The sequence below is a fragment of the Nostoc sp. genome (assembly GCF_036917235.1).
GTDB lineage: Bacteria > Cyanobacteriota > Cyanobacteriia > Cyanobacteriales > Nostocaceae > Nostoc.
Window position 1 is genome coordinate 45492 of sequence record NZ_JBALDU010000012.1, and the last position, 17361, is coordinate 62852.

Genomic DNA, 17361 nt, shown 5'->3' on the forward strand with positions numbered 1-17361 from the left:
TGAACCCAAGTTTTAGCCAATAAACGCGCAAATTTTGAATTTGCTTCCTCAAGAGAATCTGTAATAAGAGTGCAATATCGACTACAGGCTACTCCTACGCAAAAACTTTATATAGCACTTCCTAAAATTCATTCTAACTTTACCAAAATTACACTTAGCCTATTGACAATGCTTAGATATTCATTAGAGTATTTAAGTGATTTAACAGTTATTAAAATATTAAAGTAATTTTTGCTTACAAAATTCAATCGGTTGACTAGCTGATATCAAAAGACCGCTATCAATAGAATTTATAACTGTAAGCTTGTAATTCGTGATTAAACTTCCTAATTACGAATTGCGAATTATTCAATTCTCGCTATCGGTCGGATGTAGCAGTAAAAGGGTATGACAGACGATAAGCGAGGGGGAATTAATAGATATATAGCTAAATTTTAGAAAATATCTGGTGCGTAGGCGTAGCCCGTCGTAGACATCGCGCAATCTATAAACGCAGTCACAAATTGGCAATGTAATGCCAGTGGTAGAGAGGTGAAGAGAGCAAATTGTCTTAATATTTTTCACAATAATTCCATTCGAGCAGCTTGGTACTCAGCCTTTTAGGCTAGCTTGGCGTCAATAAGCTACCCTGATGGAATCTTTAAAACCTTTATGCAATGGAAATGACAAATTACGAATTACGCCTTGCGGTACTAGTGGTCTGTCAATTTCAACTTAATGAGTAAGCAAGTTCGTAGTCAAGACTTTAGTCGTTATTTTCTAAGCTTTCTAAGCACTAAAGTGCTTACTACAAACTTTCAAAACTAGTTTGACAAAGTACTAGTGTCTTCGATTGTGACTAACGACAAAATAACTCATAAAAACTAATATTAGGAGAAATGATGGCAAATTCAGTTTTTAACCTCTCTGACCTCAACGGCACTAACGGCTTTGCCATCAACGGCATCAATCCAAATGACCTTTTAAGCACTTCTGTAAGCAGTGCCGGAGATATTAACGGCGACGGCCTTGACGACTTGATTATTGGGGCATCAGATGCCGACCCCAACGGCAAGTATTCGGGGCAGAGCTACGTGGTGTTTGGCAGCAAGAAAGGTTTTAATACCCAATTCAACCTTTCCACCCTCAACGGCACTAATGGCTTTGCCATCAACGGCATCAATCCACGTGACTTCTCAGGCAATCCTGTTAGCAGTGCCGGAGACATCAATGGCGACGGTTTTGACGACCTGATTATTATGGCAAAGGGCGCCTCACCCAATGGCAACTATTCAGGACAGAGCTACGTGGTTTTCGGCAGCAAGTCCGGTTTTAGTGCCAACTTTGACCTTTCCACTCTCAACAGCACTAACGGCTTTGCTATCAATGGTATCAATCCAGGTTCCATCTCACCAGGAAAGTCTGTTAGCAGTGCAGGAGATATTAATGGTGACGGTCTTGACGACCTGATTATTGGGGCACCACCACCAGTTTCTTCTCCCAACGGCTACTTTTCAGGACAGAGCTACGTGGTGTTTGGCAGCAAAAAAGATTTTAGTGCCAGCTTTGACCTCTCCACCCTCAACGGTACTAACGGCTTTATCATCAACGGCATCGACTTAGGCTACTCTGTCAGCGGTGCGGGAGACATCAACGGCGATGGCATTGACGACCTAATTGTGACATCAAGAGGTAACGACGCCAACGGCCACTTCTTAGGGACGAGCTACGTGGTGTTTGGCAGCAAGTCCGATTTTAGTGGCAGCCTAGACCTCTCCACCCTCAACGGTACTAACGGCTTTGTCATTAACGGCATCAACTCAGGCATCTCTGTTAGCAGTGCGGGAGACATTAATGGTGACGGCATCGACGACCTGATTATCGGGGCATATGATATATCCACCTACAATGTTTACTCAGGGCAGAGCTACGTGGTGTTTGGCAGTAAGTCTGGTTTTGATACCAAACTCAACTTCTCTGATCTAAATGGCATTAACGGCTTTGCCATCAACGGCATCAATGTAGACGATCAATCAGGCATCTCTGTTAGTAGTGCCGGAGACATCAATGGCGACGGCATCGACGATTTAATTATCGGGTCAAATCATTCAGGGGAGAGCTACGTGGTGTTTGGCAGTAAGTCCGGTTTTGCTGCCAGTTTTGATCTTTCCAGCCTTAACGGCACGTCGGGCTTTATCATTAAAAGCAATTCAAGTTTATTTTCATCAGGCAGGTCTGTCAGCAGTGCGGGAGACATCAACGGCGATGGTCTTGACGATGTAATTATCGGGGGACAAGGAGGTTATGTGTTATTTGGCAACCGCGCCCCCGTCCTCGACCTCAACGGCAATTCTTCAGGAATTAATTTTAGTACCACCTTTAGTGGCACTCCGGTCTCCATCATCGATCGCAACTTCACCCTTAGCGATAACAACACTACCCTAGCTGGTGCCACTATCACTATTACCAATCTCTTAAATAGCGCAGCTGAAAGTCTCAATGCCACTCCCATTGGTAACATCACCTCTACCTACAACGTCAGCACAGGTACTCTTACCCTGAACGGCACTGATAGCATTGCTAATTACCGACAAGTTCTCAACAGCCTTACTTACAACAATACTGCTGCCACTACTGTTAACACCATAATTGAGTTTGTCATTGATGACGGGCAAGGTTTCAGTAACACCAGTGCAGTGGCAATAACCAGCTTGGGTGGCCAGAAATTTATCACCGGAACTCCTGGTGGAGATATTCTCATCAGTACGCCCAACAATAACATCATTCAGGGATTGGGTGGTCAAGATAAATTTATCTTTCACCCTGGCGATGGCATTGACACCATAACCGACTTTAGCGGTGTAGGCAAAGGTTCAAAAGCTTCAGTAGCTGTGATTCCTCAAGTTGACACGTTGGAATTTACAGGTAGTAGATTGACTGCTAAAAATCTGCAATTAACTCAAAATGGCGACAATCTAGAAGTCACTTTTGAAGATATAAGCAATACCAAAGTCATCCTGGAAAACTTTCAACTAGAAAACCTGGATAATTTACCAGCATCAGATAGCAGAGCAGCTGTAGGCAATATCCTGTTTGATGGACAGACTAACATCGCTGACAGTTTCGATGTCTTCGATGCTAACTCCACTCAAACTAACTTGTTTAACAAAAACACAGTGACTTTCCTCAATGACCTTAACAATAACATTACAGGTTTTGACAACTCCGATGATGTGATTAATGGTCAGGGAGGTGATGACATCATCGATGGTAAGAGTGGCAACGATTATCTACGTGGTGGCGCTGGCAATGATACCCTCATTGGTAGCGCAGGTAATGATACTCTCGTTGGCGGTGCTGGTGCTGATATATTCCTTTACAACACTAATGCTGCTTTTAACGGCGCTGCAATTGGTGTAGATACCATTAGTGACTTTAACAAATCCCAAGGTGACAAGATTTTACTGGATAAAACGACCTTTGGCGCGCTCCCGCTTCTCCTGTCGGAGACGCTACGCGAAGGGGTTGCCGTAGGCATCGCTTCTACTGCCGGAACAGGTTTCAGCAACGCCAGTGATTTTCAAATTACTTCTACACCTGGGACTAGCACGGCGAAAATTGTCTACGACGCTGTGAGTGGGCAGTTATTCTACAACCAAAATGGCAGCGCAGCAGGTTTTGGCAGTGGTGGTTTATTTGCAACTCTAACTGGTGCGCCAACTCTCACGGCATCTGATTTTGTATTGCAAGCATAGTTTACCCAAAATACCGAGTTCCAAGTTTGGAACAGCAAACTTCTAGTTCCAATTTGTACTACTGTAACAACCTGTGTTTATTGTTTAAATTTTTATTTGTAAAAACAAAAAGACAAACTCATGGCAAATTCAGTTTTCAACCTCTCTGACATCAACGGCACTAACGGTTTTGCGATCAACGGCATCAATCCAGGTGACAACTCAGGCAAGCCCGTCAGTAATGCGGGAGATATCAACGGCGACGGCATTGACGACCTGATTATTGGCGCAGTCAATGCCAACCCCAACGGCATCGGTTCAGGGCAGAGCTACGTAGTGTTTGGTAGCAAGTCCGGTTTTGATGCCCAACTTAACCTCTCCACTCTCAATGGCACTAATGGCTTTGCCATCAACGGCATCAATAAATATGACCATTCAGGCTTCTCAGTCAGTAATGCGGGAGACATCAATGGCGACGGTGTTGACGACCTGATTATCGGCGCACCAGATGCCAATCCCAACGGTGAAGACTCAGGGCAGAGCTACGTGGTATTTGGCATCTCCACCCTCAACGGTACTAATGGCTTTGCGATTAACGGCATCAATGGAATTAATATATCAGATTACTTTAGTATAGGTGACTTGTCAGGTTACTCTGTCAGCAGTGCAGGAGACATCAATGGCGACGGCATCGACGATCTGATTATCGGCGCAAGGGGTGCCATAGAGCAGTTAGGGCAGAGCTATGTAGTTTTTGGGAGTAAGGAGAGTTTTAATGCCAGTTTTGACCTCTCCACCCTTAACGGCACTAATGGCTTTGCGATTAACGGCTTCAGTTCGGGTGATAACTTAGGTCGGTCTGTCAGCAGTGCAGGAGACATCAACGGTGACGGCATCGACGACGTGATTATTGGGGCACCCTTTGCCTCCCATTACTTCGGTGAATCAGGAGAAAGCTATGTGGTGTTTGGCAGCAAGGGGGGTTTTGATGCCCAATTTGACGTATCCACACTCAATGGCACTAATGGCTTTGCCATCAATACCGGGACTGATGGAAATAACTACTTTGGCTATTCAGTCAGCAGTGCGGGAGACATTAACGGCGATGGTCTTGACGACCTGATTATCGGGACACTTACTACTACCCATACTTACGTGGTGTTTGGCAGCAAGGGTGGTTTTGATGCCAGCCTCAACCTCTCCACCCTCAACGGCACTAACGGCTTTGTAATCAACGGCATCAATGCACGTGACCGTTCAGGCTTCTCAGTCAGTAGTGCGGGAGATGTCAACGGCGATGGCATTGACGACCTGATTATCGGCGCACCCTCTGCCAACCCCTCAAGCGACTACTCTTACTATTCTGGGCAGAGCTACGTAGTGTTTGGCAGGAAGTCCGGTTTTGATGCCCAACTCAACCTCTCTAACCTCAATGGCACTGATGGCTTTGTCATCAACAGCATCAATGCAGGTGACTCTTTAGGCTACTCAGTTAGTAGTGCGGGAGATATCAACAGTGACGGTTTTGACGACCTGATTATCGGGGCACTAAATGCCGACCCCAACGGTACCAGTTCAGGACAGAGCTACGTGTTATTTGGCGGAAAAAATATTGGCACTAGCAGCACCGCTATCTTAACGGGAACCTCTGGTGCGGATACCCTTTTCGGCTCAATTGGCAACAACACCATCGACGGCAAAGCTGGTAACGATACCCTTACAGGCAACGGTGGTAAAGATACATTTGTATTTACCCCTGGTGATGGCAATGACATCATCACCGATTTTGGTGGCGTAAGTAAAGGCTTAAACCCATCAGCAACAACGATCGCTAATGTTGATACACTGCAATTTACTGGTTCTGGCTTAACTGCCCGAAATTTACAATTAACTCAAAATGGCAACAACTTAGAAGTCACTTTTGAAGGTGTCGCTAATACCAAAGTCATCCTCAAAAACTTTCAACTAGAAAACCTGGATAATTTACCTGCATTGTCTAAAAGAGCAGCTATTGCGAATATCTTGTTTGATGGACAGACCAGTATCGCTGACAATTTTGATGTCTTCGATGCCAAGTCCACTCAAACTAATTTGTTTAACAAAAACACAGTGACATTCCTTAATGACCTTGACAACAACATCAAGGGTTTTGACAACTCAAATGATGTGATTAATGGTCAAGGGGGTAACGATACCATTAACGGTAAGAGTGGCAACGACCTACTGCGGGGTGGCGCTGGTAATGATACTCTCATTGGCGGTACAGGCAATGATATTCTTGTTGGTGGTGCGGGTGCTGACAGATTTCTTTACAATACCAATGCTCCTTTTGCCCTGACTGCTATTGGTGTCGATACCATTAGTGACTTCAAACACTCTCAAGATGACAAGATAATCTTAGATAAGACTACCTTTAATGCGATCGCTTCTACTGCTGGAACAGGTTTTAGTAACGCCAGTGATTTTAAAATCACAACTTCCGCCGGGACTAGCACGGCGAAAATTGTCTACAACCCTGTGAGTGGGGAATTGTTCTACAACCAAAATGGCAGTGCGCCTGGTTTTGGCACTGGTGGTCTATTTGCGACTCTAACTAATGCGCCAACTCTCACGGCATCTGATTTTGTGTTGCAAGCATAGTTCGTTCAAAACACAGTGTTCCAAGCTGGCAACACAAAGTTTCAAGCTTGGAACACCAAATTTTGACTTTAGCCGGACATGATATTAGTCGATGCAATGCAATTGTCAGTCGATGCAATGCAATTGTCAGTCGATGCAATGCGATTGTTGGTCGATGCAATGCGATTGTTAGTCGATGCAATGCGATTGTTGGTCGATGCAATGCGATTGTTAGTCGATGCAATGCGATTGTCAGTCGATGCAATGCGATTGTATGGTCAAGATACTATAACGCTTCTCGTTCGGATGCAATACACTTTGACCTCACTTCCATTCCTCTCTCTTAAAAGGAGAGAGGCTTTGAATTTTACTCCCTAACGCTAGAAGGGAAGGGGCTGGGGGTTAGGTCTGTATTCTATGCAACTAAGAACCACTATAGTGCCTACACCTTAGCCTGTCAGAGACGCTGCGCGAACGGAGACACTAACGCGTAGCTTGCTGCCACGAAGTAGTACGAGAGGCTTGTCTGCTACACGCTACGCATAGCTTGTTTCCCTGTAAGGGTAAATTTTGAATTTTGAATTTTGAATTGTTATTGCCTTCTGCCTATTTAGATAGACGAGTCATTTCAAACAATTGCTGGGCATTACTTCCTAGAAAAGCATCAAAAAGCTGCTGCTTTCCAGATTCCACTTCTACTAGATAGCGCTGGGCAATTTCATAATAGGCATAAGTCCAAGGAATCTGAATTTCTGCACCACTGTTATCATCTAATACTGTCACCATTTCTGTTACTGCTTGAGTTGCAGTTTGTCGCAAACCACAAGCAACATTTCCCTCTATCTCTGCTTTCATTGGTACACCCAGGTTAGCCAAACCACTTGCGGTAGTATCGATATCTGGATATTCTGGAGTATTCTGTCTGTTGACGTAACCTGTGAAATGATTGACAGCATATCCGTGCAGCAACACCCAAGCCCCATACTGAGTAACCTGATTCACCTCTTCAACAACAGAACGCTGGGGAGGTAGCCAAGGACGAGTAAAGACTTGCTGGAGTTGTTTGGCTATGGTTTCAATATTCGCGTCTTTTTGTAGAAGAGTAAGGGGTGAGGTCAGTTCGTCAGGGATTGAAGATACTGTTTTAAAGATGAGTTGAGCAATATTAGCAGGTAATTCATCGACAATTAACTCGCTGATAAACAGCTTCGGTAAATTAAATTCCTCTTGCTGTGGATGACGATAATGACGGGCGTACAAATGAGTTTGAGCAAAAGTATACTCTCCAGCCGCCACGTAACCTAAAGCTTCTGCAAGTTGTCCGAGGTAGTCAATACCCAGGTTAAGTTGACCTTGTGGAGTATCTACTAATAAACGCAAAGACCGAAAGGCGATGTGGTCGTTGGCGATAATCCCACCCGCAGCAGTAATCATTTGCTGGTAGGTACGGGCATGATTTACTCTGGTGCTGTACTCTTGCCAAAGTAATTTCCATAGATGAAGGGCTATTTTATTTGTCATTGGTCATTTGTCATTTGTCATTGGTCATTTGTTATTCCCCATGTCCCCACTCCCCTAAGAAGTTAAAATCTCGCTGATAATCTGAAGGGCTATTTGAATTTGGTCGCTGTCGATAACTAGAGGGGGACAGAAACGAATTGCTGCTTTACCGCAACCTAGCAATAATAAACCGCGTAAAAAAGCTTCTTGGATAATGCGATCGCGCAATTTATAATCAAGATTACCCTGTTCATCCAATAAATCTACCGCTACCATCAAACCCTTACCTCGTGGCGGCGATACTCTCGGAAATTTTTGATGCAATTCGGTTAGACTAGCTTGTAATAATTCTCCCATTTTGGTAGCGTTGGTCATCAAACCACTTTCTAGCAGTCGCAGTGTGGCAATACCAGCAGCACAAGCTACGGGATTACCGCCAAATGTGGTAGCGTGAGAACCGGGAGGCCAAGTCATTAACTCTGGTCTGGCAAGTATCGCTCCTAATGGCATACCACTGGCGATACCTTTAGCAGTAGTAATGATATCAGGCATCACACCCCAATGCTCGATCGCAAATAAGCGACCAGTCCGCCCCATCCCCGCTTGCACTTCATCCACTACCATCAGAATACCGTGGCGATCGCATATCTCCCGAATTCGCTGCAAAAAACCATCTTCGGGTACGATATATCCACCCTCTCCTTGAATCGGTTCCACTACGATCGCCGCTACTTCTTGCGGTGGTAAAATCGTCGTAAATAGCTGTTTTTCCAAGTAATCTAAGCTAGCGTGAGTGCCATAAGGGATATGAGTTACCCCAGGAACTAAAGGCCCAAAATTAGCTCGCTGCACTGCTTTGGAACCAGTGAGAGACATTGCCCCATAAGTGCGTCCGTGAAATGCACCTAAGAAGGCTACGATTAGCGATCGCTTGGTGTAATATCGAGCTAGTTTGATTCCTCCTTCGTTAGATTCTGCCCCGGAATTGGTGAAAAATATCTTTGCGGGAAACACAGCATTACTCTGTGGGTGGGGAAAGGGAGCGCAAATTGCTAATTGTTCCGCTAATTCCACCATCGGTTCATAATAAAAATCTGTCCCTGACATGTGCAACAGACGCGCCGACTGTTCTTGAATTGCTTTGACGACTTCCGGGTGGGCGTGTCCGGTGGCGGTAACGGCAATACCTGCGGTCATATCCAGAAATACATTGCCATCTACATCTTCTACCATACAGCCCTGACCGCGAGATACAACTAACGGGTAATCGCGGGTATAAGAAGGGGAAGTTACAGCGCGATCGCGTTGTACAATAGCTTGAGCGCGAGGTCCAGGTAAGGAAGTTACTAAACGGGGTATACGAGGTAAATTTAAGTTAATAGGAATACTTAACATATTTTTTTTCGGATTTTTAAAGATTACTGATGATTAAACGCTAAAGCTTGATTGCTGACAGTAGCATTTGATTCCATTGCTGTAAGAATTACGCATTTACCGAAAAATCAGAGTACACGTCAGTGACTCAGAAAAAATACAGCTAATTTTTCCTGAATCCTCAGAAGTATTTAACGGAAAAGCTTGATGGTAAGCCCTTTCGTATTGTTTAAGACTCTTGCCCGTTTTTATAACACAACTTTTAGAAAATATTCCCTATTCCCTCTATGGGAACCACCAACTTCCTCTATTGCTGTAAAACTGAAATCGTCCAAAGCCAAGAAATTGACCGTGAGATTTTTCACCCACAGGGAATGCTGTAACACCCAATAAGTAGACACCAGAAAAGCTCGGATTACTTACAGGACGGAGGGCGATGGTAATTGTCTGTCCTGGAGTCACAGGTGGGTCAAAGTTTACAGAAACCGTGCGTGTGTCGCGGTCGTTTGTGACTGAACCTAGTTTCAGTTGCGTTTCTTTGCGTAAGCGTGTGCCGACAAATGCACGGGTATCATCAAGATTGTAGCGGATGTTTTCCGATCCCTCTTTTTGTGCGATCGTTACCTTCTGGAGGGATTCTCCAGCATTTTCCGGCACATTGATAGTGAAATAGTAAGTTGCGCCCCAAAAATTCACCTCTTTGTAAGTAGTTGTCGCGTTAACAAGTGTTGGCGGTTGGACGAAATAGACTAAGCCATCTCTAAGCTGCACAGCTTGAGTCACGGGCAGCGTAACTTCTCCAATGCCTATTGCTAACGAGAGTGTTATTCCAAACAAAGTTGCAAGGCGCATGATTCAGATATAAAAAAACGCACTTATTCTAATTCTAGTTCCTTGGGAATCAATGACATAGGAATGATAGAAGCTTGTTTTTCCCCAAACGAAGATTTTGTGTACCACCAAGCCCAAGCAATTAAAACAGCTTGAAAAGGAAGTCTAACTACGTGTACCCAAGGTGAATTTGGTATATGTTCTAGCTGAATGTGATTAACCGCCATGTTGATATTGGCAGGGAAAACCGCAATAAAAAGGGCAATAAGTCCCCAAGCAGCAGCTTGACTTACAGGCGGAACTAATAACCCAATACCACCCAAAATTTCATAAAAGCCACTGAGATAAACTAATCCTAAAGAGTAAGGAAGTTGCGGTGGCATAATTTTGACATAAGGTTCTGGAATCACAAAGTGTGTCACTCCAACTACAATTATCGATATAGCAAGGATGACACGTAATATTTCCTTATACTTTTTCATGGTTTTTGCCTCATTATATACTTGCCCTTATTACTTCAGTTTGACTGACGGATGTTAATTTGCTGTCATACTAGCTATCCTTAATTAAGCTAAAAATCTTTTAATTTGCATCCTCAAAAAAATAAATCTCTTGTGGGGTGGGCATCTTGCCCGCCCTAATTGTGCAAATTAAATGCGCGACAGCTTACCACTATCTAATTTTTCTCGAACTATTCCCTCATCTCTAAAGCCAACCAGCACCGCTGTTCCATCTTTGACGAAAAGTGGACGTTTGAGCAGCATCGCATCGTGAGTAAATGCATCAACCCACTGTTCATCAGCCTAAGTCTTCTTTTCATCTCCTAAAGCGCGGTAGGATTGACCGGAGGTGTTTCGCATGGGAGCAAAACCCAAAGACTTTACCCAGCTTTGAATCATCTCACGAGTCGGGGGAGTATCTTTGGTGTTGATAAATTCATGGTCAATGTTGTTGTGTTGGAGCCACGTCAAAGCTTTTTTGCAAGTGCTGCAATTGGGAATTCCATAGACTTGAATAGACATAAAATAATTAAGCAACAATCTCCATATATGACATAGCAGGTGGAACTTCTGCCACCAATGCTCTTGTTGTGGAATCTTTACGGCAGAAATTTTAGGGTAGCGATCGCTTTTAGCAATCGGTAATTCCAAGCATGGAACTCGTTGATCCATGATTCGAGAGTTCTGAAATACCAAGGAGTAGTTTTACTAACACTTTTATCGATAAAAAATATGAGCGATGCCTTTAAGCGACTTGCGCCCTTCATCCAAGAATATATTTATCATCACCAGTGGACTGAATTACGACCAGTTCAAATTGCCGCTTGTCAAGTTATATTTGATACTAATGCTCACTTGCTAGTTACAGCTGCAACTGCTGCGGGTAAAACAGAAGCAGCTTTTCTGCCAGTTTTGACTCTATTACATGAAAACCCTGCTGCCACAATTGGCGTATTATACATTAGTCCAATCAAAGCTTTAATAAACGATCAATTTGAGCGTCTAAACGACTTACTCAAAGAAGCAGATATTCCAGTTTGGCACTGGCACGGCGATGTTTCCCAAACTCGAAAAAACAAGCTTTTAAAGAATCCTCAAGGCATTCTCCAAATTACCCCAGAATCTCTAGAAAGTTTATTAATTAACAAAAATAACGACCTACCTCGGTTATTTGGTGATTTAAGGTTTGTCATCATTGATGAAATTCACGCCTTTATGGGTTCAGAACGTGGTTGCCAAATTATTTGCCAATTACAACGTTTAGCAAAGTTGACACAAAAACAACCACGTCGTATTGGTTTGTCGGCAACTCTTGGTGATTACTCAATAGCGGAAAATTGGCTGAGTTCAGGAACAGATAAGCCAGTCATTACACCAAAAATTGATGGTATAAAACGGCAAATAAAACTAGCTGTAGAACATTTTTATATTGAAGTAGATGAATCAGAAGCGACAGCTGATGAACAATATATTTTCAACCTCAGCAAGTCTCGCAAATGTCTAATATTTGCTAATAATCGCACACGAACCGAATCTGTAATTGCATCTCTGCGACAAATTGCCACAGAAAAAGGACTACCAGATATATATCATGTGCATCATGGGAGTATATCTGCTAGCTTGCGGCAAGCTGCTGAAGATGCGATGCGTGAACCCAACAATCCAGCTGTGACTGCCGCTACTCTGACTCTAGAATTAGGTATAGATATCGGTCATCTAGAGCGAGTTATTCAGCTAGAATCGCCCTTGTCGGTAGCTAGCTTTTTACAACGCTTGGGACGCAGTGGTAGAAGAGGTGAAGCTGCTGATATGCGTTTTGTCTGCGCTGAAGATCAGCCATTAGCAGAAGCTTCTCTACCAGAAGAAATCCCCTGGCAACTTTTGCAGTGTATTGCAATAATTCAACTTTATTTAGAGGAACAATGGATTGAACCAATCAGACCAATTAAATATCCTTTGAGTTTGCTTTATCACCAAACAATGAGTATTTTAACAGCAGCAGGGAAAATTTCAGCTAATGCCCTAGCTAAACAAATTTTTAGTCTACCGCCCTTTGCTGCTATTTTAAAAGAAGATTTTCAACTATTACTACGCTATTTAATTGATATTGGTCATATTCAGCAGACTGAACAAGGTAAATTAATCCTGGGTTTGTCAGGAGAAAAGATAGTAAGAAAATTTCAGTTTTATGCCGTCTTTGCCGAACAGCAAGAATATATTGTTAAGCAAAGTACAACAGAAATTGGCAGTATTGTCACGCCGCTTCCTGTTGGTAATCAATTTGCTTTAGCTGGCAGAAGTTGGGAAGTCGTAGAAGTTGACTTTAAAAAGAAGGTTATTTTTGTTAAACAGTCTGAGGGTAAATCTAGTATTTATTGGCGTGGTGGTGGCGGGACTATTCATACGAAAGTTTTGCAACGAATGCAGCAAGTATTATTTGATAATATCGAGTATAGTTACTTACAAAAAAATGCTTTGCAACGGTTATGTCAAGTTCGGCAATTGGCGCAGCAAGTTGGATTAGATAAGCAGAATATTTTGCAATTAAAAAAAGGTAAATGCTGTATTTTTCCTTGGATGGGTACGGTTGCTTATCGCACCTTAGAAAGATTACTCAACTCATACTGTCGGGAATCGTTGGAAATTACAAGTATTGGCGGAGTAAATCCCTATTATTTGACAATTAAATTAGGCAAGGATAAATTTAAATACCTTTATCGTGAAATTACTTCATTATGTGAACAAAGAATTACTTCAGAAGATTTAGTAAGTACTTCAGAAGCACCAGAACTTCAAAAATATGATGGTTTTATTCCTCATCCACTTTTATGGAAAGCTTTTGCTAACGATTATTTGGATATGAGTGAACTTAAACAGCAAGTGGCAATGTGGAGAGAATAAACTAATCCGCCTTTAAGTTGCATAATCTTTACCTCAGAAAGACGCCCTTAGGCAGAGAAGGGGAGACACCAGTAACCCCAAAAACTCCGTTTTTGAGTTTACGTATTTTTCCTGATTTCAGTGCTTCTTGAAGGTGACTACGATAGAGCGCATAACAAATATAACACACATTCAATTGTGTGGGGTGTTATAACTCAACTGTAAATCGTAAAACTTATTGGTTAATTCTGATAGAAAAGTAGGTTGATACAATTAACCTTCAAAACTAGCCAATTCAAAAGTTAAATAATTACTGGTGAAGTTTTTATAAACAATCAGCGTCATAGCTGACTAATTTGTTGTTGCTATTTAAAAATCCCCCAATTCTTCTAAAGCAACAATAAAAAACTTGCTTAGTTTGTGCATTAGTTTGCTATAAATAGGAAGAAAAATTATGGCAGTTTCACTAACAAAAGGACAAAGAGTTTCACTTGAAAAAGTTGCTCCTGGCTTAACAGATGTCTTTATTGGACTTGGATGGGACGTTAAAGCTACAGATACAGGTTATGACTTTGATCTAGACTCTTCAGTGTTCATGTTAGGTATTAACGAAAAACTTATTTCTGACAACTACTTTATTTTTTATAATAACCTCACAAGTCCCGACTCTGATAAATCGCTTCAGCACATGGGAGATAATCTTACCGGTGTAGGAGAAGGAGATGATGAAGTCATTAAAGTCAATCTCAAACAAGTACCCGCAGATGTTCAAAAGATAGTTATTACTGTAACTATTCATGAAGCACAGCAACGTAATCATAACTTTGGTCAAGTTAAAAATGCTTTTGTGCGTATTGTCAATGCTCAAACAAAACAAGAAGCAGTCCGCTATGACCTTGTTGAAGACTACTCTGTAGAGACAGCATTAATCATGGCAGAACTTTACCGTAAAGACGGTGAATGGCGTCTTAATGCTGTCGGTTCAGGCTATCAAGGTGGTTTAAAATCACTACTTGAACGCTATAGCTAATAAATCTACTAGAAGCCTCTAAGATGTTTTCTCATGCTGACATAAAGCTGATTTGAGAAAACTATATTGCTCTATCTTTGACACTTGCTAAAAATCTAAAGCTATAGAGAAAATATTAGATATCATCTTGTCAATTCAATATACCTTGAAATAACTTATATGGGAATTAACTTACAAAAAGGACAACGCATATCACTTTCTAAAGAAGCTCCTGGGCTAACAAAACTAATGTGTGGACTGGGATGGGATCTAGCAAAACGTTCCGGCGGCGGTTTTTTTGGCGCTTTTAGTAATGCTCCAGGCTTTGATTTAGATGCCTCTGTAATCTGTTTAGATCAAAATGGCAAAATAGCAGATATAGGCAATCTTGTTTACTTTGGTAATCTATCCCATAAATCAGGAGCTATTACCCATCTGGGTGACAATCTCACAGGTGCGGGGGAAGGTGATGACGAGCAGGTTCTTGTAGATTTAGCTCGACTACCAAAAGAGATTGTAAAATTGGTTTTTACAGTTAATATTTATGATTGTATTACTCGGAAGCAAGAATTTGCACAGGTAAAAAATGCCTTTGTACGCCTAGTCAATACATCTAATAATCAAGAACTCGCTAAGTATCATCTATCTGGTTCTGAATATAAAGGAATGACCGGAATGGTTATGGCTGAAATTTACAATCATAATAATGAGTGGAAATTGGCAGCTATTGGCAATGGCATTAACGTTAATGGTTTAGAAGGACTTGTGAAAGTTTATGCTTAAGTACATCTTAAGTTACTCAAATCCATAGCAATTCAGAATCAAATTCATTTTCAAAAATAGGTAAAAATTATGTCAATTAACCTCAGTAAAGGTGAAAAAATCAATCTTTCAAAAGAAGCACCAAGCTTAAAAAATGCTGGAATTGGTTTAGGATGGGATATCAATGTTACAGACACAGGTTCAGCTTTTGATTTAGATGCTTCTATATTTATGTTAGGTAGTAACGGAAAAATTCCTAATGAAAAATATTTTGTATTTTACAATAACTCGCAATCACCTGATGGTTCTGTAAAACACGAGGGAGATAGCAGAACTGGAGAGGGTGTAGGGGATGATGAAACGATTCAAATTGATTTAAGTAAAGTGGATGCTTCAGTTCAAGAAATAGTTTTTGTCGTTACTATTCATGAAGCAGAGCAAAGAAAGCAAAACTTTGGGCAAGTCAGAAACTCGTTTATCAGAATTTATGACAATGCCACAGACAAACAAATTGCTAAGTATGAATTAGATGAAGATGCTTCCGCAGAAACTGCAATTGAGTTTGGTAAACTTTATCGAAAAGATGGAGATTGGAGATTCCAAGCTGTCGGTGCTGGTTATAAATCAGGGCTACAAAGTTTTGTAGATCGATACGCTGCTTAGTATATATCTCAAAAGTTAATACAAAGGGGGTATTCATTGTTGTTACCCTCTTTTTTTGTATAAAAAGCTAACGAATTTTTAATTGATAGGATGTGTATAAAATGGAAATTGAATTAAGCAAAGGTGGCAGATTTAATCTTTCTAAAGAATCTCCCAATTTAAGAAAGGTAGCTATTGGTTTGGGTTGGCAAGTAAATCAAGCTGGGCAAAGCTATGATATTGATGCTTCTGTGTTTATGTTAGGTGCAGATGGTAAAATACCCAATGATAAATATTTTGTCTTTTACAATAACCTTCACTCACTTGATGGATCTTTAAAACACTCAGGAGATAATAGAACTGGGGAAGGTAATGGAGATGATGAAACAATTTATGTTGATTTGGCAAAAGTCAATCCAGCTATTCAGGAGATAGTTTTTGTTGTCACTATTCATGAGGGGCAAGAAAAAAATCAAAACTTTAGCCAAATCAAAAATGCCTTTATCAAGATTTACAATCACGAAAGCAAAAATTCTCTGGCTCGATACAATTTAAGAGAGGCTTTTTCTCAAGAGACAGCTTTGGAATTTGGACGCTTGTATAAAAAAGAGAATGAATGGAGATTTCAAGCGGTAGGAGAAGGCTATAGTTCTGGACTACAAAGTTTTGTAGATAAATATATTGCCAAAACTAAACAGGAAGAAAAGAAAGTAGAGTCTAAAGTCGAGATTCCTGTAGTAACTTCTTATATTGATATAACAAAAAAAGCTGAGATTAACCTGTTAAAAGCCAAAGTTGATATTGTCCTCAAAAAGAAAGGTATTAATAAAAATGTAGGAAGAGTTGCTTTGGTTTTAGATATTTCTGGCTCTATGAACCATCAATATAACTCTGGTGCAGTACAAGCATTTCTTGAAAGAATAGTTCCTGTAGCTAGTAGACTAGATGATAATCAAACATTGGACGTTTGGTTTTTTGGATCAAAACACAAAAGAACAAAATCAGTAACAGAGATTAACCTTGATGGTTATATTAATAAAGAATGTGGTGAAGTCAAGAGAGCTTTACTTGTTTTTAAAATGCCCTCTCTTATGATAGAATTAGGTGGCGGAAATAATGAAGCTTCAGTAATAAAAGATGTAATCAAAAAGTATACTCAAGAACAACCTAGTAAACTTCCTACATTGATTGTATTTCTCAGCGATGGAGGTGTGACTGATGAGCAAGGGATTCAAAAAAGTGTTATTGATGCAGCAAAATATCCTATATTTTGGCAATTTGTTGGCTTGGCTGGTTCTAACTATGGAATTTTGGAAAGATTAGATACAATGGGTGGCCGCATCGTTGATAATGCTGATTTTTTTCATGTAGATGATTTAGGAAAAATAACTGATGAGCAACTGTATGAAAGACTGCTGAATGAATTTCCTAGTTGGATGAAACAGGCCACAGCAAGAGGTATTTTAAGTTAAGGTTATGAAGCAAATATTGTATCAATAGATTGAGGATTCTATGCTCTATATTATTCTCA

At 41.2% G+C, this 17361-nt stretch carries 12 protein-coding genes and 1 pseudogene; 8 read left to right on the forward strand and 5 right to left on the reverse strand.

All coding sequences use genetic code 11. From position 1 onward, the window contains the following. The first annotated feature begins 881 nt into the window (after positions 1-881). The 3 genes from V7K44_RS04130 to V7K44_RS04140 all read left to right on the forward strand — a co-directional run bounded on the left by V7K44_RS04130 (position 882) and on the right by V7K44_RS04140 (position 6710). Positions 882-3734 (forward strand): hypothetical protein, encoded by a 2853-nt coding sequence (locus V7K44_RS04130; protein ID WP_442940660.1) that lies wholly within the window; start codon positions 882-884, stop codon positions 3732-3734. 120 nt (positions 3735-3854) lie between these two features. Further along, entirely contained in the window at positions 3855-6353 is a 2499-nt protein-coding gene (locus V7K44_RS04135; RefSeq protein WP_334928907.1) for a beta strand repeat-containing protein, read from the forward strand. A 78-nt stretch (positions 6354-6431) separates the two neighbouring features. Continuing rightward, on the forward strand, positions 6432-6710 hold the full coding sequence (locus V7K44_RS04140; protein WP_334928909.1) for a hypothetical protein: 279 nt from the start codon (positions 6432-6434) through the stop codon (positions 6708-6710). A gap of 228 nt (positions 6711-6938) precedes the next feature. On the opposite strand, the gene V7K44_RS04145 is transcribed toward V7K44_RS04140, so the two are convergent. From V7K44_RS04145 to V7K44_RS04165, 5 genes and pseudogenes are all read right to left on the reverse strand, one after another. Next, complete coding sequence (locus V7K44_RS04145) at positions 6939-7853, reverse strand: DUF1338 domain-containing protein (protein WP_334928911.1); 915 nt, start codon at positions 7851-7853, stop codon at positions 6939-6941. Between the two features lie 54 nt (positions 7854-7907). Further along, positions 7908-9227 (reverse strand): acetyl ornithine aminotransferase family protein, encoded by a 1320-nt coding sequence (locus V7K44_RS04150; protein ID WP_334928913.1) that lies wholly within the window; start codon positions 9225-9227, stop codon positions 7908-7910. Between the two features lie 264 nt (positions 9228-9491). Further along, positions 9492-10058: a DUF2808 domain-containing protein gene (locus V7K44_RS04155; protein WP_334928915.1), complete on the reverse strand. Its 567-nt coding sequence runs from the start codon at positions 10056-10058 to the stop codon at positions 9492-9494. Between the two features lie 23 nt (positions 10059-10081). Then, positions 10082-10519: a DoxX family protein gene (locus V7K44_RS04160; protein WP_334928917.1), complete on the reverse strand. Its 438-nt coding sequence runs from the start codon at positions 10517-10519 to the stop codon at positions 10082-10084. A 168-nt stretch (positions 10520-10687) separates the two neighbouring features. Beyond that, positions 10688-11059: pseudogene (locus tag V7K44_RS04165) on the reverse strand (Spx/MgsR family RNA polymerase-binding regulatory protein). Between the two features lie 210 nt (positions 11060-11269). On the opposite strand from V7K44_RS04165, the gene V7K44_RS04170 reads away from it, so the two are divergent. The 5 genes from V7K44_RS04170 to V7K44_RS04190 all read left to right on the forward strand — a co-directional run bounded on the left by V7K44_RS04170 (position 11270) and on the right by V7K44_RS04190 (position 17302). Next, a complete protein-coding gene (locus V7K44_RS04170) occupies positions 11270-13438 on the forward strand; it encodes a DEAD/DEAH box helicase (RefSeq protein WP_334928919.1) in 2169 nt (722 codons plus the stop codon). A gap of 433 nt (positions 13439-13871) precedes the next feature. Next, on the forward strand, positions 13872-14447 hold the full coding sequence (locus V7K44_RS04175) for a TerD family protein (RefSeq protein ID WP_334928921.1): 576 nt from the start codon (positions 13872-13874) through the stop codon (positions 14445-14447). Between the two features lie 159 nt (positions 14448-14606). After that, positions 14607-15209 (forward strand): TerD family protein, encoded by a 603-nt coding sequence (locus V7K44_RS04180; RefSeq protein WP_334928923.1) that lies wholly within the window; start codon positions 14607-14609, stop codon positions 15207-15209. 69 nt (positions 15210-15278) lie between these two features. Beyond that, positions 15279-15851 (forward strand): TerD family protein, encoded by a 573-nt coding sequence (locus V7K44_RS04185; protein WP_334928925.1) that lies wholly within the window; start codon positions 15279-15281, stop codon positions 15849-15851. Between the two features lie 101 nt (positions 15852-15952). Beyond that, the gene (locus V7K44_RS04190; protein ID WP_334928927.1) at positions 15953-17302 is read left to right on the forward strand and encodes a TerD family protein; all 1350 of its coding nucleotides are present in this window, start codon (positions 15953-15955) and stop codon (positions 17300-17302) included. The last annotated feature ends 59 nt before the right edge of the window (positions 17303-17361 follow it).